We start from the raw sequence: 22,772 nt of genomic DNA, 5'->3' as shown, positions 1-22,772 counted from the left end.
CGATCGGCTTGATCTGGAATCTCGCTCGACGCCAGCTGGGCTCGCAGTACAAGAGGACGGCCCTCGGCCGTCTGTGGTCCTTGCTCAACCCGTTGGCCTCGATCGCCATCTACTCGCTCGTGTTCGGGCTGGTGATGCGGGGTGGCGTCGCGCCGGGGACGAACTCGGGGATCACCTCCTTCGCGGTGTGGATCGCCATCGGGGTCATCGCCTGGGGGTACCTCTCGGGGTCCATCATGTCGGGGATGAACTCCCTGACCTCCAACACGGCGCTGCTGACGAAGGTGTACTTCCCCCGCTGGGTCCTCCTCGTCGCGGAGATGGTCGCGAACACGATCAACCACCTCCCCGAGATCGGCATCCTGATCGTGCTGGTCCTCCTGGTCGGAGGACCTGGGGTGCTTCCGCTCGTCCCGTTGCTCCTCGGAGTCGTCCTGCTCACGGGACTCTTCGCGACGGGGGTCGGTCTGACGCTCTCCCTCGGCATGGTCTACTTCCGTGACCTGTCGTACCTCTGGGGGATCTTCAACCAGATCTGGCTCTACATCTCGGGAATCGTCTTCCCGCTCACGCTGCTGGTGAGCGTCCAGAACGATCTCTACGAGAAGGGTTGGGAGCTCAACGGCGAACCGATCCCGCTCGCACAGATCGCTCGTCTCAACCCTGCCCAGCTCTATATCGAGGCGTATCGGAGCATCTTGTACGACTTTTCTGCACCGTCGCTCGGAGTGTGGCTCGGCTGCCTCGCGTGGGCGGTTCTCGCGCTCGCTGTCGGGATCCTGGTGTTCCGCAAGCACAGCGCACGGATCGTGGAGGCACTGTGAGCAACTCAGCCATCTCCGTCAACGACGTCTCGAAGACGTTTCGGATGTACACGAACAGGAGCCAGTCGCTCAAGTCGTTGTTCGTCGACCGCAACCGGACCAAGTACGAGGACTTCTGGGCCCTGCGGGACGTCGATCTGGAGATCCCGGAGGGCAAGACCTTCGGCCTCCTGGGCAACAACGGCTCGGGCAAGTCGACCCTTCTCAAGTGCATCGCGAAGATCCTGACGCCGAACAAGGGCAGCATCGTCAGCCGTGGTCGCATGGCTGCGATGCTCGAGGTCGGCTCCGGTTTCCATCCCGAGCTGACCGGGCGGGAGAACGTCTACCTCAACGGGTCGATCCTCGGGATGAACCGGCAGGAGGTCGACCGCAAGTTCGGCGACATCGTGGACTTCGCCGGTATCGGCGACTTCATCGACCAGCCGGTCAAGAACTACTCCTCCGGGATGTACGTCCGTCTCGGGTTCGCGGTGTCGATCCACGTCGAGCCCGAGATCCTGCTCGTCGACGAGATCCTCGCCGTCGGTGACGCGGAGTTCCAGGAACGCTGCATGGGCAAGTTCGCCGACTTCCGTCGGGAGGGGCGGACGGTGGTCGTCGTGAGCCACGGCCTGGAGCAGATGCGCAACTTCTGCGACGAGGCCGCGTGGCTCTCGCACGGTCGGCTCATGGGTACGGGGCCGGTCAACGAGGTCATCGAGAGCTACTCGGAGGCGTCGCACCTGGCGAAGCCGGTCGAGGGCGGGGGCATGCGCATCGGGTCCGGCGGGGCGAAGATCACGCAGATGGAGTGGCTCCACCAGGACGGTCGTGACGCGCACGTCTGCCGGACGGGCGACGAGATCCGGATCCGGCTGCACTACTCCGCGTCCGAGCGGATCGAGCGCCCGGTCTTCGGGGTCTCGGTGCAGACCCTCGACGACAGGCTCATCTGGGGGCATCACGCCCAGGACTCCGACTACGTCCCCGAGAGCATCGAACCCGGTGACGGATCGATCGACGTGGTGATCCCCAGCCTTCCGCTGCGCCCCGACACGTACACCCTGTCCGCGTCGATCCAGGCGCCGGGGACGTCGCACCTGGTCGACGGGCTCCTGCGGGGTGTGACCTTCACCGTCGTGCCCACGGGCCGGACGGAGTCGGGCGGCTACGTGGTGTTCGGCTCCCACTTCGAGAAGCTGACGCCCCCGCGACCGATGGTCACGTCGCCCAGGGACGACGTCGTCGATGCCGCAAGCTGACGGCCCGCACGTCGCCCTGGTCGTCGAACAGCTCTGGCAGCCCGTACCCGGCGGCTCCGGCACCTACGTCCGCGAGCTCGCCAACGGCCTCGCGGCGGCAGGTCAGGTGCAGCCCCGCGGTGTCCGGGCCCGCGGGGCGGTCGGCGACCGCCGGGGCCTGGCTCCCGAGGTACGGGTCGACATGTCGCACCTGCCGCGCCGGGCCCTGTACGAGTCCTGGCGCCGCCTCCGAGCGCCACGGGTCCCCGGCTGGCGCACGGCCGACCTGGTCCACGCCACGACCTGGGCGGTCCCGCCCGCGTCGGCCCCCCTCGTGGTGACGGTGCACGACCTCGCCTTCCTGCGGGAGCCCGAGCACTTCACGAAGCACGGTGCGGCCTACTTCCGGGACGCGCTCGCGCTCACCCGGGACGAGGCCGCGGTCGTGATCGTGCCGTCCGAGGCGACGGCGCAGGACTGCACGGCGGCGGGGATCGAGCGGAGCCGGGTGCGCGTGATCCCGCACGGGGTCGCTGCGCTGCCGACGTCGGACGACGAGGTCGCCACCTTCAGGCGACGTCACGGTCTGGAGCGACCCTATGTCCTGTGGGTCGGTACCCTCGAGCCGCGAAAGAACCTCCCCGCGCTGCTCAGGGCATACGGGGCGCTCCGGTCGGAGGGCACCGACCTGGATCTCGTCCTCGTCGGTCCCCAGGGGTGGGGCGAGACGGCGGAGGAGGTCGACCATGCGGTCGGCACACTGGGTCGCGACCGGGTCCACCGGCTGGGGAAGCTGAGTCAGCAAGACCTCCAGGCCGCCTACGCCGGTGCCCGGACGTTCTGCTTCCCGTCCGTCTGGGAGGGGTTCGGCCTGCCCGTCCTGGAAGCCCAGGCGCATGGCACGCCGGTCGTGACGTCGCGCGGGACGTCGATGGAGGAGATCTGTGGAGCGAGTGCTCTGGCGGTCGATCCCGGCGACACCCGGGCGTTGGCCGAGGCGTTGATGCTCGCCGCCGACTCTCGCCACGACGAGCTGTCGAGCGCGGGGCTGGCGAACAGCGCCCGTTTCACGTGGGACGCGGCCGTCGCGGCCACGACCGCCGCCTATCGGGAGGTGATCTCGTGACCACGCCTCTGGTCCGGGCCGTCGTGGTCAACTGGAACGGCGAGGACCTCCTGCCGACCTGCCTGGACTCGCTCGTCCGTCAGGACCTTCCCCCGGGTGCTCTCGAGGTCGTCGTCGTCGACAACGACTCCCACGACGGCTCGGTCGACCTCGTGCGTCGGGACTTCCCGGACGCGAGGCTCGTGCAGAACTCGACGAACCGGGGCTTTGCCGGGGGGGTCAACTCTGGGCTCGAGGATCTCGAGGCCCCCTACGTGGTGCTGCTCAACAACGACGCACGGTTCGACCGGGATGCTGTTCGTCGGATGATCGACGTGCTCGAGGCCCCTGGGAACGAGGACGTCGGGGCGGTGACGGCTCTGCTCCTGCTGGAGGACACCGCCCCGGACGGGACCAGGCTGGTCAACTCGACGGGCAACGTCGTCTCTCGTTCCGGCTCCGCCACGGACCGCGACTGGCTCACACCCCTCGAGCGTCTGGACGCCCGGCCCGAGGTCTTCGGCTTCTGCGGTGGCGCCGTGGTCCTGCGGACGACGGCGCTCGAGCAGGTGGGCCACTTCGACGACTCCCTCTTCCTCTACTACGAGGACACGGACCTGTCCTGGCGTCTCCGTGCAGGGGGATGGCGGATCCTGTTCGAGAGGGAGGCCGTCGCCTGGCACCGGCACGCCCAGAGCTCCGACTCGACGAGCGCGCTGTTCCGCTACTACAACAACCGCAACGCGCTCCTCGTGTTCGCGCGCTACGCACCGCTGCCCGTCGTGGTGAAGGCCTTCGCACGGCAGGCGCTCGCCCCTGTGCTTCACGTCCTGCGTCGCGACGAGCGGCCAGAGCTCCTGCGCGCACGGGCCCGCGCCCTGGTGGACGCGGTGCGGCGTGCAGGGGGAGAGCGGCTTCGTGCCCGGCCTGCCCGCCGAGGCCTCGAAGCACAAGGAGGCCTGGGCGCGCCCTTCGGCGACTAGCCCGGGCCGCCGAGGGGCTGGTGCGCCGGGAGAGGGGGCGGCCCGATCGTGCCGTCCCCCGCGCCCCGCGTCCTGGAGGCTGGTCCTGCCCCTGGCGGAGATGCGGCAGAATGGCTGCGTGACTCGGATACTTGTGACAGGAGCGAACGGCTACATCGGCGCCCACGTGGTGACTGCCCTGCTGCGTGCGGGCGTCACGGTACTGGCGGCGGATCGATCGGCCGACGCCGTCTCGAGGTACCCGAAGGGGGTGATCCCCGTCGAGGGCGACATCTTCGCGGATCCGGAGCGGCTGTTCGAGCGGGCCGGCGAGGTCGACACCGTGCTGCACCTCGCGTGGGAGAAGGGGTTCGTCCACAACGACCCCGTCCACATCCGTCGTCTCCCGGACCACCTGCGGTTCTTCGAGGCCGCGATCAGTGCCGGTGTGACCCACCTGGTGGCTCTCGGGACCATGCACGAGGTCGGCTATCACGAGGGTGCGATCGACGAGTCGACCCCGACCAACCCGCGCTCGTTGTACGGGATCGCCAAGGATGCGCTGCGCCGGAGCCTGGGGGTCGTCACCGACGGCAAGGGGGTCAGCGTGCAGTGGTTGCGCTGCTACTACATCTACGGCGACGACCAGCGGGGCAACTCGATCTTCGGCAAGATCGCCGCGGCGGCACAGGCGGGGCAGAAGGAGTTCCCCTTCACCAGCGGGAAGAACCGCTACGACTTCATCGAGGTGGGCGAGCTCGCCGAGCAGATCGCGGCGGTCTCGCTCCAGCGAGAAGTGACGGGCATCATCAACTGCTGCACGGGGGAACCGGTGTCCCTGGCCGACGAGGTCGAGGCCTACATCGCTCGGCACGGCTACGACATCACGCTCGCGTACGGAGCGTTCCCGGATCGCGCCTACGACTCGCCGGGGGTCTGGGGCGACGCCGGCAAGATCAAGCAGATCCTCGCCGCGCGCTCCTAGCCCTGCCTGCGAGGTCGGGCTCCTGCCCCGACGTAGGGAGCAAGAACCCGACCGGTGCGGACGGGTTCAGCTCTTGGTCGACGTCAGCCGACGAGCGGTGCGTGCGACGAGACGTGCTGGTGCGAGCACCCCGTTCCCGACCCGCCAGGTGATCGAACGGCGCAGAGCCTGGACGTCCTGGAGCGCGGTCACCTCCTGGAGGCTGATGATCTCCTTCGCGGTGCGCAGCTCGTCGTCGCGATCGGTCAGTGCACGGCGGAGCTGTTCGGCCTCCTCCCGAGCCGAGAGGAGACTCGGGCTCTCGGGAGGGACGACCGCGGATCCGGCGGGTACCGGCTCGACACGCCTCGGCGTCTCGCCGGCGACGGCCCGTCGGACGACGAGGACGAACTGGTAGCCGAGCGCGAGCGGCTGTCCTCGTACCCAGTCGACGATGCCGTCGGGCAGCTCGGCGGGATCGATGTCGACCTCCGTCGCGAGCGGGTCGGCGGTGGTCATCCAGGCGTCGGTGATGCTCAGCCCGGCACCGACGAGAAGGTCCTGGAGGGTGTCCCACGTGAAGAAGCGGATGTGGGTCTCGTCGAGCAGACCGAGAGGCGTGTAGTTCCATCGCCCTTGCAGCAGACCCAGCCGGAGGGAGCCGTGGCCTACGTTGGGGATCGAGATGACGAGCGTGCCGGTCTCGGTCAGGACGGAGAGCGCGCCTTCGAGCACCCGCTCGGGGGAGCGGGTGTGCTCGAGGACGTCGGCGAGGACGACGACGTCGAAGGCGTCTGCGCCGTACTGGGCCTTGTAGTCGAGCAGCTCGGCGTCAGCGACCACGACCGAGGCCAACCGGGTCCGGGCGGTCTCGGCCGCCTCCTCGTCGAGCTCCACACCGTGGACGGTGCAGTTCTTCACCTGCAGGGCGTCGCCCAGGTATCCGGCAGCGCACCCGACATCGAGTACCCGACTCCCGGCCGGGATCACCCCCACGACGAGCCCGTGGCTCGTGTTGGTGACCGCTGGATCGAAGTCGAACTCGTATTTCGATGACATTCACAGGCTCCTTTAGCGAATCTGCGCGGGGCGTCGTGCTGCCGGGCCACGCCGACGGCGCGGTCGGTGGTGGACAGCGTACTCATTCCTGCCTCCCCGGAAGGACAGTCGATCCGGCGCACGGAGCGGCCGCTGCTGTTCGGTAGGCTTGCAGGCCACACCACGTCCAGGAGGAACACCCCTATGCGTCTGCTCGTCACCGGCGGAGCCGGCTTCATCGGATCGAACTTCGTCCACCTGACGGTCCGGGAGCGTCCCGACGTCAAGGTCACGGTCCTCGACGCCCTCACCTACGCGGGGGACAAGTCCTCCCTGAGCTCGGTCGCGGACGCGATCACCTTCGTCGAGGGCGACATCGCGGACGCGGCGCTCGTCGACTCGCTCGTCGCCGACGCGGACCTCGTCGTGCACTTCGCCGCGGAGTCGCACAACGACAACTCGCTCAACGACCCGTGGCCCTTCGTGCAGACCAACGTCATCGGTACCTACACGCTTCTCGAGGCGGTGCGCCGGCACGACGTGCGGTACCACCACATCTCGACCGACGAGGTGTACGGCGACCTCGAGCTGGACGACCCGGAGCGCTTCACCGAGAGCACCCCGTACAACCCGTCGTCCCCCTACTCGTCCACCAAGGCGTCGAGCGACATGCTGGTGCGCGCCTGGGCGAGGTCGTTCGGAGTGCAGGCGACGATCTCGAACTGCTCCAACAACTACGGTCCGTACCAGCACGTCGAGAAGTTCATCCCGCGCCAGATCACGAACCTGATCGACGGCGTCCGGCCCAAGCTCTACGGCGCGGGCCTCAACGTGCGCGACTGGATCCACGTCGAGGACCACAACTCTGCGGTGTGGGCGATCATCGACGGCGGCCAGATCGGCCAGACGTACCTGATCGGTGCGGACGGCGAGGTCAACAACCTGGACGTCGTGCGGACGCTGCTGGAGATCTTCGGTCGCCCCGCTGACGACTTCGACCACGTCAACGACCGTCCTGGTCACGACCTGCGCTACGCGATCGACTCGAGCCGCCTGCGGACCGAGCTCGGCTGGACGCCTCGCTACACGGACTTCCGTGCCGGGCTGGAAGCCACGGTCGCGTGGTACCGCGAGAACGAGGCGTGGTGGCGTCCTGTGAAGGCTGCCACGGAGGCCAAGTACGAGCGCTCCGGTCAGGTCTGAGTCCCACCCCTCCCACATCCATCCATCCCCGGCTCCGGCCAGGACGAGGAGTTCTTCCATGCAGTGGATCGTCATCGGCGCGGCCGGGATGCTCGGTCAGGACGTCGTGTCACGGTTGACCGCCGACGGGCGGTCGGTCGTGGCGCTCGACCGTGCCGATCTCGACATCACCGATCCCGAGGCGTGCACGAGCGGCCTCAAGGGGGCCGACGTGGTCGTGAACTGCGCCGCATGGACGGCCGTCGACCTGGCGGAGGAACGAGAGGCCGAGGCGTTCGCGGTGAACGCCACGGGTGCGGCGAACCTGGCGCGTTCCGCGACGGACGTCGGCGCACGGCTCGTGCACATCTCGACCGACTACGTGTTCGACGGGTCGGCGCGCTCACCGTACGCGGCCGACGCCCCTCAGGACCCCGCGACGGCCTACGGACGGACGAAGGCCGCCGGTGAGTGGGCGGTGCAGAGCTTCGGTGCCCAGCACCTGGTCCTGCGCACCGCCTACCTGTACGGCGCGGGCGGTGCGTGCTTCCCGCGGACGATCGTGAAGCTCGCGGCCGAGCGGGGTGGGGTCGACGTGGTCGACGACCAGTACGGTCAGCCCACCTGGACGGTCGACGTCGCGGACCTCGTCGTCCGTGCGGTCGATGCGAAGATCCCGGGTGGGATCCACCACGCGACGTCCCAGGGCGGCACGAGCTGGTACGAGTTCGCCGCCGCGGCGGTCGCCGCCGCAGGCATGGATCCGCAGCTCGTCCGTCCCACGACGAGCGCCTCGTTCGTGCGCCCCGCTCCTCGTCCTGCCTACTCGGTCCTGGGGCACGAGTCGTTGCGTGCGGCGGGGGTGGAGCCGATCGGCCCCTGGCAGGAGCGGTGGAGCCTGGCGGCTCCGTCGGTGCTCGGTCTCTGAGACCGGTCGGTCGCCCACGGACCGCGGGGGCGACCGACCGGTAGGAGACCGGGAGGTGCTAGCGGGCGTCCGGTCCGGGAGTCCCGTGACCGTTCGCGCTCGGCTGTCCGTCGCGGGCGTCCGTGGCGCTGCTCGGGCGGCTCGACGCGGCCGCGTCGAGCCGTTCGACGTCGAAGCGCACCAGGGCGATCTCCTCGGCGAGCGTCCGCGTCTCCTCCTCGAGCTCCGTGATCTCGACGCTGAGCTGGATGCACACGCCCAGCAGGACCATGAGGGCCAGCGCGAAGATGAGGTTGCTCGGGGTCTCGACGCCGACCACGGAGGCGACGGACTCCACCAGGTGCGGGAAGGCACCGAGGACGCAGACGCCGAGGGCGACGACGATCCAGGTCATGGCGTACTTCTCGCGGAGCCTCCTGCGACGCAGCAGGACGACGAGGAAGAGGACCAGTGCGACACAGCTGGCGAGGGCGAAGTAGTAGCCGCTCATGAGGACTGTCCAATCGGCTGACGGGTCGGCCGCGAGAGCGCGATCACCAGGGCGAGGACCGCTCGCCCGAGGAAGAGGGTTGCCTTGACAGGGTTGTGGGAGGGGGTCCCGCCCGCTCGAGGTCGCATCTCGACCCCGATCTGTCGGATGGTCAGTCCGGCGCGGGAGGCGATGACCATCGACTCGATGGTGTCGCCGAGGTACTCGGCCGGGTAGTCGACCGCGAACAGGGCGATCGCCCGCTTGTTCGAGGCCTTGAACCCGGAGGTCGTGTCGGTCAGCCGCGTACCGACCACCCGTGACAGGGTGGCCGAGAGCAGCTTCATCGCCCAGCGGCGCGGTCCTCGGGCGACGTAGTTGCCCTTGTCCGCGAAGCGTGCGCCGATCACGATGTCGGCGTTGTCGGTGGCCAGGGCCTCGACCACCCGCGCGACGTCGGCGGGGTCGTGCTGTCCGTCGCCGTCGACCTGGACCACGACGTCGTAGCCCCGGCGGGCCGCGAACTTGTAGCCGGCGCGCATGGCACCGCCGACCCCCAGGTTCACGGGCAGATCGAGCACCATCGTCCGTCCCCGTCGCGCAACGACCGACGTCTGGTCCGTCGATCCGTCGTTGACGACGAGGTAGTCGGCCTGGGGGAGGGCTGCATGCAGCTCGTCGAGCACTCCGGGTAGGGCCTCTTGCTCGTTCCATGCTGGAACGACGATGAGAACGTCTGCTGTGCGGTCACTGGTCACCGGAGGATCTTAGCGTCGGAGCGTCCGGTGGCCCGTATCGACGACCAAGTACGCTGGCACCGGCCCCGCCCGGGAGAGCTCCTGCGGTGAGGCGTCCTCCCTTCGACCCTGCTCCACGAGGTGCTCATGCATGTTCTGCTCGATGCGACCGCCGTCCCCGCCGACCGCGGAGGTGTCGGGCGCTACGTCGACGAGCTGGTGCCCGAGCTCGACACGGCCGAGCTCGACCTCACGCTCGTCGTCCAACGTCGCGACGTCGAGCACTACCGACGACTGGCTCCCCGTGCGAGGGTCGTCGCAGCTCCCGCCTGGACGGCTCGCCGCCCGGCGCGCCTGCTCTGGGAGCAGGTGGGGCTGCCCGCCCTCGTCCGACGGATCAGGCCCGACGTCGTGCACAGCCCGCACTACACGATGCCGTTGCTGACCCGCACCCCGGTGGTCGTCACGTTGCACGACGCGACCTTCTTCACGACCCCGGAGCTGCACCTGCGGTCCAAGGCGGTCTTCTTCCGGACGGCGATCCGGATCGCGGCCCGACGCGCGGCACGCCTGGTCGTCCCGTCCCGCGCGACCCGCGACGAGGTCGTTCGCCTCGTCGGCGCCCGCCCCGAGAAGTTCACCGTCGCCTACCACGGCGTCGACCACGATCTCTTCCGTCCGACGAGCGTGGAGGAGCAGACCCGTGTCAAGGAGTCCCTCGGGCTGTCGGCGACCACCTACGTCGGCTTCCTCGGCACGCTCGAGCCGCGCAAGAACGTGCCCGCGCTGATCCAGGGCTGGGTCGCGGCGTGCGAGGACCGGGCGGACCCGCCCGTGCTCCTGCTGGCAGGTGGGCGAGGCTGGGACGAGAGGATCGACGCCGTGATCGACGAGGTCCCGGCACACCTCACGGTCCGCCGGACCGGCTTCCTGCCGCTCGAGGACCTGCCGGCGTTCCTGGGCGGAGCCGTCGTGGTCGCCTACCCGAGCCTGGGTGAGGGCTTCGGCCTGCCGGTCCTGGAGGCGATGGCCTGTCGTGCGCCGGTGCTGACGACGAGGGAGCTGTCGCTCCCCGAGGTCGGTGGGGACGCGGTCGCGTACTGCGGCACGGATGCGGCGTCGATCGGCCGTGAGCTCGCCGCTCTGCTCGACGACCCCGAGCGGCGGGCACTCCTGGCCGAGGCGGGGGCGGAGCGTGCTGCAGGATTCACGTGGGCCGTCGCCGCAGGCCTCCACGCGGAGACCTACGAGGCGGCCTCGGTGCGTTGATCGGCGTGCTGCGGGCCGCAGGTGGTCCGACCACCTGCGGCCCGCAGACGGTCAGGACGAGCGCAGCGACTCGAGGTGCTCGTTGACCTGCTCGAGGGTCGGCAGCAGGCCCTGTGCCGCGGCCTCGCCCAGCCCGGGGGCCACGAGGTCCTTCTCCGAGAGCATCGGCGTCAGCGGCGAGCCGTCCCTGGCCGACGTCGGCCACTCGATACCCACCTCCGGGTCGAGCGGGTGGATGCCGTGCTCGCGACCCGGCGAGTAGCCCGTCGAGCACAGGTACACCACGGTCGAGTCGTCCTCGAGCGAGAGGAAGGCGTGCCCGAGCCCCTCGCCGAGGTAGATCGCCCGTCGGTCCGTGTCGTCGAGCAGGACGGAGTCCCACTGCCCGAAGGTCGGGGACCCGACGCGGATGTCGACCACGACGTCGAGCACCGCGCCCTTGGGGCACGTGACGTACTTCGCCTGCCCCGGAGGGGTGTCGGCGAAGTGGATGCCACGGAGGACTCCCGCCGAGGACACCGACATGTTCGCCTGCTGGAGGTCGAGGCGGTGCCCGAGCGACTCCTCGAACTTCTCCGACTTGAACCACTCGAGGAACACCCCGCGAGGATCACCGAACTGCTTCGGGGTGATCTCCCAGGCTCCAGGGACGGACAGTTCGCGATACTCCACGGGACAGCTCCTTCAGCGGTTGCGGGCGGTGGACATCCACCACGGCCAAGGGTCGAGTCTAGTGTCGTCGCCCCGGAGAGCCCGGGGCGTGGACGACGACGGCCCGCGGGGGGTCGCCGGGGGGCCTTCGTGGTGGCTGGTCAGTCGCGCTCGAGCAGGCCGAGCAGGTAGGTCCCGTAGCCGGACTTGACGAGCTTCTCCGCACGCTCGCGCAGCTCGTCGTCGCTCAGGAAGCCACGGCGCCAGGCGACCTCCTCGGGTGCGCCGACCTTGAGGCCCTGGCGGTGCTCGATCGTCTTGACGAAGTCCGAGGCCTCCACGAGGGAGTCGAAGGTGCCGGTGTCGAGCCAGGCGGTGCCGCGGGGGAGGACCTCGACCTGCAGGCGCCCCTGCTCCAGGTAGGTCCGGTTGACGTCCGTGATCTCGTACTCGCCGCGCGCGGACGGGGCGAGGTCGCGTGCGATCGCGACGACGTCGTTGTCGTAGAAGTAGAGGCCGGGGACCGCGTAGTTCGACTTCGGGGCGGCGGGCTTCTCCTCGAGCGAGAGCGCACGACCGTCGGCGTCGAACTCGACGACGCCGTACGCCGTCGGGTCGGCGACGCGGTACGCGAAGACGGCGCCGCCGTCGAGGTCTGCGTAGCGCGAGAGCGTCGACCCCATCCCGGGGCCGTAGAAGATGTTGTCTCCCAGCACCAGGGCCGCCGGCTCGTTGCCGATGAAGTCGGCGCCGAGGACGAAGGCCTGGGCGAGCCCGTTGGGCTCGGCCTGGACGGTGTACTCGATCGACACGCCGAACTGGGACCCGTCGCCGAGGAGCCGACGGAACTGGTCGGCGTCGTGAGGCGTCGTGATGACGAGGATGTCCTTGATACCCGCGAGGATCAAGGTCGAGAGCGGGTAGTAGATCATCGGCTTGTCGTAGACGGGGACGAGCTGCTTGCTGATGCCGAGAGTGATCGGGTGCAGACGAGTGCCGGATCCGCCGGCCAGGATGATTCCACGCATGCGGGCCATTGTGCCGCATGTGCCGCTCATCGGCGCCGTGCGCCCCGGATCTCGAGCCGCTCGCGGACGAAGAGGCCCACGGTCAGCGCCCAGCGCAGCGGCGCCTGGTACCACGCGCCGTACCGTCTCGACAGGTAGCGGTGCGCGCTGACGTGGTGCGCGCGGATCATCGGTGCGGGGTCCTTCTTCCACGAGACGCCCTGGACGTGCGTGACCTCGGCGGAGGGGACGAAGACGTTCTCCCAGCCGTCCTGGCACAACCGGTCGCCCAGGTCGAGGTCCTCGAAGAACATGAAGTAGCCCTCGTCGAATCCGCCGACCTGCTCGAACGCGTCACGGCGCAGCAGGAGGCACGCGCCGGAGAGCCATCCCGCGACCCGTTCCGTCGCGTCCCCGGGGGCGTTGGCGCTCCGGTACGCGCGGGAGAAAGGGTTCTCGGGCCACAGGCTGCCGAGCAGGGCGTGGCCCGCACCGAGCCGGAGGGACGGGATGGCGCGCGCGGAGGGGTACTCGGTGCCGTCCGTGTTGAGGATCCGAGGACCCAGTGCGCCGGCACGCTCGTGTCGTGCACCCGCCGCGACGAGCGCGTCGAGAGAACCGGGCGTCCAGACGAGGTCGGGGTTGGCGACGACGATCCACTCGCCGGTGGCCCCGCGCGCCCCCAGGTTCGCGGCGCGACCGTAGCCCAGGTTCCCGCCGGACTCGACCAGACGCGTGCCGGGCTCGTGCGCGAGCCGTTCCGCGAGCTCGCTGGGGCCGCCGTTGTTGACCAGGACGAGCTCGGTCGCGCGGGAGGTCGCGGTCCTGAGCGATGTCGCGAACTCCACGAGCTCCGGCCCGGGGTTGTAGATCACGCAGATGACACGGAGGGCGTTCGGTGCGCCGGCGGAGCTGCTCATGATGTCGCACAGCCTATCGACCGGTGGAGTCCTCGCGAACCACGAGGTCGTGCAGGTGTGGTGGTGGTTCTCGCGAATCAGTCGGTGATGCGTTCGGTCGCGCGGAGACGGTCGAGGCGCTCGGGTTCGTCCGCGAACGCGGTCGTGCTCGCGACGGACGTCACGATCACGGAACCGTCGAGGGACAGCGCCTGCAGGGTCCGGCGGAGCACGACGAGGGGGTGGTCCTCGCCGACGAGCGTCCGCGGCTCGGAGGCCGTCGGGCGTGGGGTGCACGCGAGCGCCCACGTGACCAGGTCCTCGTGGCGGAGGGCGGGCTCGACCGCGATCGCCGTCGGGTCGATCTCCTCGACCCAGCCGATCTGGTCACCGTAGGTCATGACGGCGGAGCCGGCGTCGATGGTCCCGGGCGGCAGGTCGCCGTCGAACCGGCGTGCGAGCGCGGGCAGGGGGACGGCGACGAGCTGTGCGCTGGTGCCCGTCCAGGAGGTGGGGTGCGAGGTGACCACGACATCGACGTCGGCGACGCCTCGGTCCTGCTCCTGCCCGACGACGGCGCTCCCCTCCGTGGTCGGCGGCAGCACGAGCGTGGCTCCGGTCCGCCACGTGGCGAGCGCCCAGACGACCGCGCGCCAGTGCGGGGGAAGGTCGAGCAGCACGCGTGTCCCGGGGGCGGCGTCGAATTCTTCGACGAGGAGGTTGACGGTTTTGTTGACCCAGTTGTGCAGCACCGCACCCGACAGCTCGACGCGCTCGCCGTCGTCTCCGTACCAGGTCAGGCGTGGGCGGCCGGGGTCTCGGGTGATGAGACGCTGCAGGTCAGCGATGTGCATAGGAGGGGTCGAGGTTGCGGCCATGCGGCCCAGCCTAGGACGCGCCGAGACGTCCGACGTCGTGATTTCACCCACCGAATCGCCCGGATAGCACATTTCGGCTTGACGGACGTGGATGACACGCGTGTAATTTCTCTAATGCAGTTTTCATATAACGGCATGAAGGGGCGCATCATGTGGAACGTGCTGGGCGATGATCTGGGGGTCTTTCCCTCGGATGCGGGTCGGCCGGTAGAGACGGTGGCTCCTGTGCTGCCTCTCTTCGGTGAGGTCGTGGACGACGGGCTGATGGGGTGGCAGGAGCGCGCGCTGTGCGCCCAGACCGATCCTGAGGCGTTCTTCCCTGAGAAGGGGGGCTCGACGCGCGAGGCCAAGAAGGTCTGCACGGGCTGCGAGGTGCGGGCCGAGTGCCTCGAGTACGCGCTCGAGCACGACGAGCGCTTCGGCATCTGGGGCGGGCTCTCCGAGCGCGAGCGTCGCAAGCTCAAGCGCCGGGTGGTCTGAGCGCGACGTCCCGCAGCCCGGGAGCGGGCGAACTGTCGCTCGGGTAGACGACCTGCCGTGTCGAGGTCCCACGATCTGCGCTGAGCGCGGGTCATGATGTGGCCAGGATGACTTCTTCAGACACGACCACGGTGACCGGTCCCTACCACCAGCCAGGTGCGGCGCAGCAGCGCGCACGTGGTGCGTCGCCCCACGCCGTCGCGGCGGTGACCGGTTCGGTGCCCGCCGTCGTCTCGGTGACTGCGGTGGTCGTCACCCAGGGGCACACCCGTTACCTGCCGCACACGCTCGACGCCGTCCGGTCCCAGTCGGCCGTGCCGGACACCGTGATCGTGGTCGACGTCGCTGCGTCCCAGGCGATGAGCGAGTACCAGGAGCTCCAGCTCGGTGGCGCGCGGTTCCTCGCAGCCCCTCACGCGCGCACCTTCGGGCAGGCCGTGGACATCGCGCTCGCGTCCCGCGGTGCGCAGGACCCACCGACCTGGATCTGGCTGCTGCACGACGACTCCACCCCCGAGCCCGGCGCCCTGGCGGAGCTGCTCCGGGCGGTCGAGCACTCGAACGCGGTGGCGATCGCCGGTGCGAAGCAGCGCCGCTGGGACCTGGACGGTGACTCCGACGGGGTGCTCCTCGAGGTCGGTTTCACGGTGTCCCCGCTCGGTCGCAGGATGACCGGGATCGACGAGCACGAGATCGACCAGGGGCAGCACGACGCTCGCGAGGACGTCTTCGCCGTGGGCCTCGCCGGTGCGCTCGTGCGCACCTCGGTCTGGCAGGCGTTGGAGGGCACCGACCCCGAGTACGGGGTGTTCGGAGACGGGCTCGACCTCTGCCGCCGCGCGCGCCTCGCCGGGCACCGGGTCGTGGTCGTCCCGCGTGCCGTGGTCCGGCACGCGCAGGCGTCGCTCCTCGACCTCCGCGACGAAGGGCGCCACGAGGACGACGACGAGCCCCGGGTGCCGGACGTCGAGGCGTCGTACGGGCCCCGGCGTCGCAGCCACCTGCACTACCGGCTCGTGAGCGTCGCCTGGCCGATGCTCGTACCCGCCGTGATCGCCATGATCCTGTGGGCACCGTTCCAGGCCATGTACCGACTCGCGATCAAGCGGCCGGCGCAGGCGCGGGACGAGCTCCTCGCGCCGCTCTGGGCGGTCGTCCGGCTCCCCGCGCTCGCTCGGTCCCGCCGGTCGGTCCGCCGCACGAGCGTTCTTCCCCGACGTGCGCTGACCCCCCTCCAGGGCACCTGGCGCGACGTCCTCGGGGAGCGCAGGGACCACCGGTTGGCGAACGCCGAGGAGCACCGGGTGTCGACGGCTCCCACGGATCTCGAGCGGGCGGAGCTCCGCGCGATCGGTCGTCGGCGTCGCACCATGCTCGGGCTGCTGACGCTCGCCCTCCTCGCACTGACCGCGGTCGTCTTCGGGTCGGTCCTCGGGACCCTCGCCGCCGGTGGGCGCTTCGTCGGTGGCGAGCTCCTCCCGGCGGACGGGAGCTTCGCGGCCATCTGGCAGGCAGCGACCGGTGGCTGGGTCGCGGACGGGCTGGGCTCGCCCGCACCTGCCGACCCCTTCACGACGTTCCTCTTCCCGCTGGCGCTGCTCGGCGGGGGATCGCTCCAGCCGGCGGTCGGTGTCCTGGTGGTGCTGTCGTTCGTGGTCGCGGGGCTGGGTGCCTGGTTCGCGGCGGGCGGGGTGACCCGCTCCGTCTGGCTGCGGGCCTGGGCCGCGCTCGTGTGGGTTGCTGCCCCGTCCTTCGTCCTCGCGCTCGGCGAGGGACGGCTCGGCGCCCTCGTCGCGCACGCCGCCCTTCCATGGGTCGCGCTGGGGATCCTGCGCGCCCTGGGAGTTCAGGCGTACGACGAGCTGAGCCCTGCGCTCGGGCCGGTGGGCGGCCGTGCGCAGGCGGGCCGGCGAGCGTTCAGGCGGCGGCGGCCAGGCTCGGTCGGCGCGGCGGCAGCCGCGGGGCTCGCTCTGCTCGTCGCGGTGTGCGGGGCCCCTGTCCTCCTCCCGGTGTTCGTCCTGGCGCTGGGCGTCGTCGCCGTGGCGGCGCGGCAGCACCGCCGGTACCTGCTCCTGGTCCTGCTTCCCTCCCTCGTGCTCCTGGCTCCCTTCTGGTATCACGTCGGTACCACCTGGACCGACGGTGGGTGGCGCCTCCTGGCGACCGGTCCAGGCGTGCCGGTCGGCTCGGAAGCGGCACCGGCGTGGCAGCAGCTCCTCGGGATGCCGGTCGAGGCGGCCCCGTGGTTCGGCCTCGACGGCGGGGTGGTCGGCGAGGTCGCCCGCTTCGCGCCCCTGGCGACGGGAACACTGGTCGCCACGCTCGCAGTGCTCGCGCTCTTCCGTGCGCGGGTGGCCGGCGTGGCCTGCGCCTGGTTCGTCGCCGCACTGGGTCTCGCCGCCGCCGTCGTCACCGGGGCGGTCGAGGTCGCCGTCTCGGCGGACGGCCCTGTCCGCGGTTGGCCTGGCGCAGGGGTCTCGGTCGTCGTCCTGGGGCTCCTGGGGGCCGCGCTGCTCGGGGCTCCTGGGCTGCGGCACGCCCGATCGGCCGACCCGCAGGTCACCGCGGACGCCCCCGCGGGGGCCGGGGCCGCGGAGACGCAGGGGGCTCCCACGTCCAGCACGACGGGAGCACGGCAGCCTGTCGAGAAGCACCCTCGCCGCACGGCCCGTCGCGACCGTGCGCTCGCCGGGTGGCGGGCGGGCGGCGTCGGCCTGCTCGCGCTGGTCGCGGTCCTCGTCCCCGTCGCGTCGGTGACGTCGTGGACCCTGACGGCGACCGACCGGGACGGGACCGTCGGAGACCTGGCCGTCGTGACCGAGCCTGTCGTCCCGAAGGTCGGCCAGCAGATGCAGGAATCCGAGCGCGAGGTGCGCGTGCTGTCGCTCGAGCTCGCCCCCGGCGGAGTCCTCGAGTACGCGCTCCTGCGAGGAGACGGGCCCCAGATGATCGACGCGTCGAGCGTCGTGCAGGCGCGGGCCATGCTCGACCCGTCGTACGCGCAGGGGGACCTCCCGGCGATCGTGGCGGGCATGGCGACGGGGAGTGCTGCCGGCGCGGCGCGCGAGCTCGGTGACCTGGGCGTCGGTGCCGTCGTGCTGCCGACCTCGACGACCGAGGACGCGGTCGCCGAGCGTGAGCGTGCCGAGCTCGTGGCGCGTCTCGACATGGTGCCGGGTCTCGAGCGGGTGACCGAGGGGCAGACGTCGGTGCTGTGGCGGGTCGCTCCCGGCCCGCTGGAGACGGACGCCCCGGCGTGGGCGCGTGTCGTCGAGACGCTGCCGGTCGCGGCCCCGGGCGCCACCGACGAGCCCGTCGTGGTCGAACGGCTCCTCCCTGCTGACGACCGGTCCGTCGCGGCCCGCGTCGAGGCGGGTGGTGCTGAGCGCGCGATCGTGCTCGCCGAGACCGCGGATCCCGGGTGGACCGCGACGCTCGACGGTCGCGTCCTCGAACGCACCGAGGTCGACGGCCGCCAGGCCTTCCTCCTCGGCTCCGAGGAGGGGGCGCTCTCGATCGGCTTCGTCCCCGAGCACCGGTTGCCCTGGCTCGCGGTGGCGGGTCTGACCCTGTTGATCTTCGTGCTCCTCGCCGTACCGGTGGGACGTCGTCGGACCGGAACGAGGTAGTGCCCGTGACCACCAGAAGCGCCAGACCGCACCCCCTGCTGCGCCGCGTGGCGACGATCGGCACCGGCCTGGTGGCCGTCGCCCTCACGGGTGCGGTGGCCGCCGTCGGGCTTCCGGACGACTTCGGGACTGTCCCCGGTGCCGCGGCGGACGTCGAGCAGATCGAGGCGTCGACGCCCGAACGTACCCTCGTGTGCCCCGCGCCCGTCCGCCTGGCGGACTCGGCACAGGTGGGCGACGCCCAGTTCGGCGCCGCGCCTGTCGAGACGGCGACCGTGCTGCGCGCCGGTGTGGTCGGTGGGGGTTCGACGACGGGGGCTCCCGGTGAGACGCCCGTGACGCTCACGGGGCTCGAGGCGCTCGACGCGGCGCCGCTCGAACCGGACGACGCGGGTGCCACGGTGGTCTCGCTGGCCGACGTCTCCGAGGGGCAGGCGCTGCGGGTCGGCGCCGGGATGCCGGTCGACACTCGCGTCGCGGCCGCCGTGGCGTCGACGACGACCGCGGGGGACCTGCGCGGGCTCGCGGCGGCGAGCTGCGCGACACCGGACATCGACCACTGGCTCGTCGGAGGGAGCACCGAGGTCGGCAGCAGCGCGCAGCTCGTGCTCCAGAACCCCGGCCGCACGCCTGCGACCGTGCGGATCGAGGTGTGGGGCCCCGGGGGCCAGGTCGTCCTGAGCGGCGGGGGCCAGTACCTGGTCCCGCCCGGCGAGGAGGTCGTGACGCTGGTCGAGGCGGCAGCGCCCGAGCAGCGCCGGCTCGCGGTCCGCGTCGAGTCGACGGGAGGGACGGTCGCGGCCTACCTGCAGCACAGCACGCTCGCGGGCCTCGTGCCGCTCGGCGTCGACTACGTGGTCCCCGGGGCTGCGCCGTCGCTCAGCACGGCCGTCGGGTTCACGAGCTCGGGGGAGGCCGTCGACGACGCGCTCGCCCCGCAGGTCAGGCTTCTGGCACCGGGGGCCGAGGCAGGGACCGCGACGCTGACGGTCTATGGTGCGGACGGTCGCGTCCGGGTACGTGGGGGTGAGCAGGTAGAGCTGTCCCCGGGAGTCGTGACCGACCAGTCGCTCGGGGGGCTGCCCGCCGGGTCGTACACGGTCGTGGTGGACGCCACGGTGCCGGTCGTGGCCGGGGCGTCCGAGGCCCGGGCGGGCGACGCCGTCGAGGACTCGCCCTCGGGCGCGGTGCCGGTCGATCGCGCGTGGATCGCGTCGATCCCGGTCGCTGCGGCCGCCACCGGCGACGAGACGCCCGCCGGGTCGCGCGGGACGCACGACCGCGGCACCGTCACGCTGGTGCCCGGTACGTCGAGCCTGGTCCGCGTGGGCGCGGTCCCTCGGGAGCGCTCCGATGACTCCGACCCGACGGGGGCGTTCCGCGGCACGTTGCGTGCCTACGGGCCGGACGGCGCCCTGCTCGGGGAGAAGGCCCTCGACGTTCCTGCGGGCTCGACCGCCACGTTCGACGCCGCGGTGCTGGGGGCCGGTACCGAACCCGCCGTCCTGACCCTCGACGCGGGCGAGGACGGGACCGGACCGGAGCCTGTCTGGTCGGTCCTCGCGACGGCCGGTGCCCCGCTCACCGGCGCGCCCGAGGGGGCGCCGGGGACCTTGGTCTCCGTGCTCCTACCGGTTCCTCCGGCCGAGAGCCAGGGGAGCGTGGACGTGCGCGCCACGCGGACCGCGGGGCTGCCCGGCTGACCCGTCAGCGGCCGCCCTGGTAGCGGGGGTCGATCTCCTCGGGCGTGCGCGCGAGCATGTGCGCGACCTGCTCGACGACGACGTCGCGCACCAGGTCGGCCAGGTCGTCGTCGTCGAACGCCCGGGACTCGACGGGGCGGCGGTAGACGACGACGCGGGCCGGCTGCCCGGCGTCGGCAGGGAAGTAGCGCCCGAGGGGGACCCCGGCGTCCTCCCAGGGGGCGGGGTCCGAGGGCGGGACGTCCTCGACCGCGAACTCGGTGCCGTGGAGCTGGCGGGACCATCCGCGCTCGAGCAGGCTGATGGTCGCGATGACGTGCTCGTCGAACTTCTCGCCGCGCGTGCGGTTCGCAGGGGCCGACGGCGGGAGCAGCGGCCCGCGGACGCCGCGTCCGCGCCGGTCGCGACGTCGCGGGTGCGGTCCGACGTCGTTGAGGTCCGGCCCGCGCGGTGGGATCTGCAGAGACGCGACGAGCGGCGCCGGGGCGTCGGTCGATGCCTTCTCAGGGCGACGGCGCGAACCGTGCGGGGCGGGGGAGGGCGAGTGACCGGGCACGCCTCCGAGCCTAGACGAACCGCCGGGCGTCCGCCGCGACCGCGCCGTGACCACGACGTGCGGGACGGGCGCACGGCGTGTATGGCACCGCGACCACCCCGCAGGGCGTAGTGTCAGCCCGTGAGATCCGTCAGACAGTGCTCGCGCACCGCATGCACCCGTGCTTCGGTGGCGACCCTCACCTACGTCTACGCGGACTCGACCGCCGTGCTCGGGCCCCTGGCCCACCTGGCCGAGCCGCACAGCTACGACCTGTGCGCCGAGCACGCCGAGCGCCTCACCGCGCCCCGTGGCTGGGAGGTCGTGCGTCTCGCGCAGCACTTCGTCGAGACCGGCCCCAGCGCCGACGACCTCTCGGCGCTCGCCGAGGCCGTCCGGGAGGCGGGACGCCCGCGTCCCGGTCCTGAGCCCGACGACGTCACCGAGGTCGGGCGCCGAGGTCACCTGCGGGTCCTGCGCGCCGAGGGCGACTGAACGCGCTCCCCGGCCGTCCCGGCTAGGCTGACCGGGTGCCCATCGACCTGACCCAGCTCATCAAGGCCTACGACGTCCGAGGCACCGTCCCGGACCAGTTCAACCCACAGGTCGCCCGTGCGATCGGCGCGGCCTTCGCCCGTGTCGTGGTCCTCCCCGAGGCGACCACCACCGGGCGTGAGGCGACCGCCCGCCCGAGCGTCGCCGTCGGGCGGGACATGCGCGACAGCGGACCCGAGCTCGTCGACGCGTTCGCCGAGGGCCTCGCGGACGCCGGCGTGGACGTGCTCCGGATCGGGCTGTGCTCGACCGACGGCCTCTACTACGCGTCGGGCGCGCTGGACGTCCCGGGCGCCATGTTCACGGCCTCTCACAACCCGGCGGTCTACAACGGCATCAAGCTGTGCCGTGCGGGCGCCCGACCGGTGGGGCAGGACTCGGGCCTGGTCACGGTGCGCGAGCTCGCCCAGGAGTACCTCGACGGCGAGCTGCCCGCCCCGGTCGCGGACCGTGGCGAGATCACCGACCGCGACATGCTCGCGGACTACGCGTCGTTCCTGCGCTCGCTCGTCGACCTGCGGGGCATCCGCCCGCTCAAGGTCGTGATCGACGCGGGCAACGGCATGGGCGGCCTCACGGCACCCGCGGTCCTGGGGACCGCGGCAGGTCTCGAGGCGCTGCCGCTCGACGTCGTGCCCCTGTACTTCGAGCTCGACGGGACGTTCCCGAACCACGAGGCGAACCCGCTCGACCCCAAGAACCTGCTGGACCTGCAGGCCGCGGTCGTCGAGCACGACGCGGACCTGGGCCTGGCGTTCGACGGCGACGCCGACCGCTGCTTCGTGATCGACGAGCACGGCGACCCGGTGTCCCCGTCCGCGATCACGGCCCTCGTGGGACTGCGCGAGGTCGAGCGCGAGAAGGCCGCGGGGCGGGTCCCGACGATCATCCACAACCTCATCACGTCACGCGCCGTCCCGGACTTCATGACCGCGGCAGGGGCGAAGGTCGTCCGCACGCGTGTCGGCCACTCGTTCATCAAGGCGCAGATGGCCGACAACGACGCGGTGTTCGGCGGCGAGCACAGCGCCCACTACTACTTCCGCGACTTCTTCTTCGCGGACACGGGCATGCTCGCGGCCATGCACGTGCTCGCGGCCCTGGGCGGGCAGGAGCACCCGCTGTCCGCGCTCGGCGAGGTCTACGAGCCCTACACCGCGAGCGGCGAGATCAACTCCCAGGTCGACGACGTCCCCGCCGCCCGGGCCCGCGTGGTCCAGGCGTACGTGACCGAGGAAGGGGCGGGGCCGGTCGTGGTCGACGAGCTCGACGGCCTCACCGTCTCCCACTGGGACTCCCACCCGCAGTGGTGGTTCAACCTGCGTGCGTCCAACACCGAGCCGCTCCTGCGGCTCAACGTCGAGGCCGCCGACGAGGACATCATGGAGAAGGTGCGAGACGACGTCCTGTCGCTCGTGCGCGCCACCGAGAACGAGAGCTGAGGCCGAGCACATGAGCAACGACACGACGCCGGGCACCCCCGGGCCGGTCACCCTCGACCCGTGGGTCCGCGAGGCGCTGCGGTGCCCCGTGACCGGAGCCACGCTCGTGGACGGCACGGCTCCGGACGGCAGCCCAGAGCTCCGCTCGACCGACCCGGAGCGCCCGCTCGCCTACCCGGTCCGCGACGGGATCCCCGTGCTGCTCGAAGGCGACGCGCGGGCCCTCTAGGGACCTGCGCCGTCCTTCGACGACGACGGGCGCGAGCGCCGCCCCCCCGGGGGGGCGGGGGCC

Annotated in this window: 22 protein-coding genes; 14 read left to right on the top strand and 8 right to left on the bottom strand. The window is 71.3% G+C overall.

Annotated features, from left to right (window positions below):
* The first annotated feature begins 8 nt into the window (after positions 1-8).
* From H9652_RS00650 to H9652_RS00630, 5 genes are all read left to right on the top strand, one after another.
* A complete protein-coding gene (locus H9652_RS00650) occupies positions 9-824 on the top strand; it encodes an ABC transporter permease (RefSeq protein ID WP_225227499.1) in 816 nt (271 codons plus the stop codon).
* Positions 821-2,068: an ABC transporter ATP-binding protein gene (locus tag H9652_RS00645; protein WP_318243918.1), complete on the top strand. Its 1,248-nt coding sequence runs from the start codon at positions 821-823 to the stop codon at positions 2,066-2,068. The genes H9652_RS00650 and H9652_RS00645 overlap by 4 nt, the downstream gene beginning before the upstream one ends.
* The gene (locus H9652_RS00640) at positions 2,055-3,173 is read left to right on the top strand and encodes a glycosyltransferase family 4 protein (protein WP_191794176.1); all 1,119 of its coding nucleotides are present in this window, start codon (positions 2,055-2,057) and stop codon (positions 3,171-3,173) included. The genes H9652_RS00645 and H9652_RS00640 overlap by 14 nt, the downstream gene beginning before the upstream one ends.
* Complete coding sequence (locus H9652_RS00635; RefSeq protein ID WP_191794175.1) at positions 3,170-4,135, top strand: glycosyltransferase family 2 protein; 966 nt, start codon at positions 3,170-3,172, stop codon at positions 4,133-4,135. Before H9652_RS00640 ends, H9652_RS00635 begins: the two co-directional genes overlap by 4 nt.
* Before the next feature lie 118 nt (positions 4,136-4,253).
* Complete coding sequence (locus H9652_RS00630) at positions 4,254-5,099, top strand: NAD-dependent epimerase/dehydratase family protein (RefSeq protein ID WP_318243917.1); 846 nt, start codon at positions 4,254-4,256, stop codon at positions 5,097-5,099.
* Between the two features lie 66 nt (positions 5,100-5,165).
* On the opposite strand, the gene H9652_RS00625 is transcribed toward H9652_RS00630, so the two are convergent.
* Positions 5,166-6,137 (bottom strand): class I SAM-dependent methyltransferase, encoded by a 972-nt coding sequence (locus H9652_RS00625; RefSeq protein WP_191794173.1) that lies wholly within the window; start codon positions 6,135-6,137, stop codon positions 5,166-5,168.
* A 183-nt stretch (positions 6,138-6,320) separates the two neighbouring features.
* Between H9652_RS00625 and rfbB the strand changes: the two genes are divergently transcribed.
* On the top strand, positions 6,321-7,319 hold the full coding sequence (gene rfbB, locus H9652_RS00620; RefSeq protein ID WP_191794172.1) for a dTDP-glucose 4,6-dehydratase: 999 nt from the start codon (positions 6,321-6,323) through the stop codon (positions 7,317-7,319).
* A 58-nt stretch (positions 7,320-7,377) separates the two neighbouring features.
* Positions 7,378-8,226: a dTDP-4-dehydrorhamnose reductase gene (rfbD, locus tag H9652_RS00615; protein ID WP_191794171.1), complete on the top strand. Its 849-nt coding sequence runs from the start codon at positions 7,378-7,380 to the stop codon at positions 8,224-8,226.
* 58 nt (positions 8,227-8,284) lie between these two features.
* Here the strand turns inward: rfbD and H9652_RS00610 are convergent, their stop codons facing one another.
* Both H9652_RS00610 and H9652_RS00605 read right to left on the bottom strand, forming a co-directional pair.
* Positions 8,285-8,716: a DUF2304 domain-containing protein gene (locus H9652_RS00610; RefSeq protein ID WP_191794170.1), complete on the bottom strand. Its 432-nt coding sequence runs from the start codon at positions 8,714-8,716 to the stop codon at positions 8,285-8,287.
* Positions 8,713-9,453 (bottom strand): glycosyltransferase family 2 protein, encoded by a 741-nt coding sequence (locus H9652_RS00605; RefSeq protein WP_191794169.1) that lies wholly within the window; start codon positions 9,451-9,453, stop codon positions 8,713-8,715. The genes H9652_RS00610 and H9652_RS00605 overlap by 4 nt, the downstream gene beginning before the upstream one ends.
* Before the next feature lie 126 nt (positions 9,454-9,579).
* Between H9652_RS00605 and H9652_RS00600 the strand changes: the two genes are divergently transcribed.
* Complete coding sequence (locus tag H9652_RS00600; RefSeq protein ID WP_191794168.1) at positions 9,580-10,701, top strand: glycosyltransferase family 4 protein; 1,122 nt, start codon at positions 9,580-9,582, stop codon at positions 10,699-10,701.
* A 51-nt stretch (positions 10,702-10,752) separates the two neighbouring features.
* Here H9652_RS00600 and H9652_RS00595 read toward each other — a convergent pair whose 3' ends face one another.
* The 4 genes from H9652_RS00595 to H9652_RS00580 all read right to left on the bottom strand — a co-directional run bounded on the left by H9652_RS00595 (position 10,753) and on the right by H9652_RS00580 (position 14,136).
* The gene (locus tag H9652_RS00595) at positions 10,753-11,373 is read right to left on the bottom strand and encodes a dTDP-4-dehydrorhamnose 3,5-epimerase family protein (RefSeq protein WP_191794167.1); all 621 of its coding nucleotides are present in this window, start codon (positions 11,371-11,373) and stop codon (positions 10,753-10,755) included.
* A 140-nt stretch (positions 11,374-11,513) separates the two neighbouring features.
* Positions 11,514-12,380 carry a glucose-1-phosphate thymidylyltransferase RfbA gene (gene rfbA, locus H9652_RS00590; RefSeq protein WP_191794166.1) on the bottom strand — a complete coding sequence of 289 codons (867 nt, stop codon included), beginning with the start codon at positions 12,378-12,380 and terminating at the stop codon, positions 11,514-11,516.
* A gap of 26 nt (positions 12,381-12,406) precedes the next feature.
* Positions 12,407-13,279: a glycosyltransferase family 2 protein gene (locus tag H9652_RS00585; RefSeq protein ID WP_191794165.1), complete on the bottom strand. Its 873-nt coding sequence runs from the start codon at positions 13,277-13,279 to the stop codon at positions 12,407-12,409.
* A gap of 77 nt (positions 13,280-13,356) precedes the next feature.
* The gene (locus H9652_RS00580) at positions 13,357-14,136 is read right to left on the bottom strand and encodes a TIGR03089 family protein (protein ID WP_225227498.1); all 780 of its coding nucleotides are present in this window, start codon (positions 14,134-14,136) and stop codon (positions 13,357-13,359) included.
* A gap of 150 nt (positions 14,137-14,286) precedes the next feature.
* On the opposite strand from H9652_RS00580, the gene H9652_RS00575 reads away from it, so the two are divergent.
* The 3 genes from H9652_RS00575 (at position 14,287) to H9652_RS00565 (ending at position 19,948) form a co-directional block, all read left to right on the top strand.
* The gene (locus tag H9652_RS00575; protein ID WP_138827248.1) at positions 14,287-14,616 is read left to right on the top strand and encodes a WhiB family transcriptional regulator; all 330 of its coding nucleotides are present in this window, start codon (positions 14,287-14,289) and stop codon (positions 14,614-14,616) included.
* A 107-nt stretch (positions 14,617-14,723) separates the two neighbouring features.
* Complete coding sequence (locus tag H9652_RS00570; RefSeq protein ID WP_191794164.1) at positions 14,724-18,245, top strand: glycosyltransferase family 2 protein; 3,522 nt, start codon at positions 14,724-14,726, stop codon at positions 18,243-18,245.
* Positions 18,246-18,250: 5 nt separating this feature from the next.
* Entirely contained in the window at positions 18,251-19,948 is a 1,698-nt protein-coding gene (locus H9652_RS00565; RefSeq protein WP_191794163.1) for a DUF5719 family protein, read from the top strand.
* 4 nt (positions 19,949-19,952) lie between these two features.
* On the opposite strand, the gene H9652_RS00560 is transcribed toward H9652_RS00565, so the two are convergent.
* Positions 19,953-20,504 (bottom strand): metallopeptidase family protein, encoded by a 552-nt coding sequence (locus H9652_RS00560; protein ID WP_404821979.1) that lies wholly within the window; start codon positions 20,502-20,504, stop codon positions 19,953-19,955.
* A 120-nt stretch (positions 20,505-20,624) separates the two neighbouring features.
* Here H9652_RS00560 and H9652_RS00555 point away from each other — a divergent pair, with 120 nt between their 5' ends.
* From H9652_RS00555 to H9652_RS00545, 3 genes are read left to right on the top strand one after another with little or no spacing between them, the layout of a single operon-like run.
* Positions 20,625-20,978 (top strand): DUF3499 domain-containing protein, encoded by a 354-nt coding sequence (locus H9652_RS00555; RefSeq protein ID WP_030150032.1) that lies wholly within the window; start codon positions 20,625-20,627, stop codon positions 20,976-20,978.
* A 35-nt stretch (positions 20,979-21,013) separates the two neighbouring features.
* Complete coding sequence (locus H9652_RS00550) at positions 21,014-22,480, top strand: phosphomannomutase/phosphoglucomutase (protein ID WP_191794162.1); 1,467 nt, start codon at positions 21,014-21,016, stop codon at positions 22,478-22,480.
* 10 nt (positions 22,481-22,490) lie between these two features.
* The gene (locus H9652_RS00545) at positions 22,491-22,709 is read left to right on the top strand and encodes a Trm112 family protein (RefSeq protein ID WP_191794161.1); all 219 of its coding nucleotides are present in this window, start codon (positions 22,491-22,493) and stop codon (positions 22,707-22,709) included.
* Positions 22,710-22,772: the final 63 nt, after the last annotated feature.

This window comes from Oerskovia rustica (assembly GCF_014836555.1).
GTDB classification, from domain to species: domain Bacteria; phylum Actinomycetota; class Actinomycetes; order Actinomycetales; family Cellulomonadaceae; genus Oerskovia; species Oerskovia rustica.
This window is presented reverse-complemented; position numbering and strand designations above follow the sequence as displayed.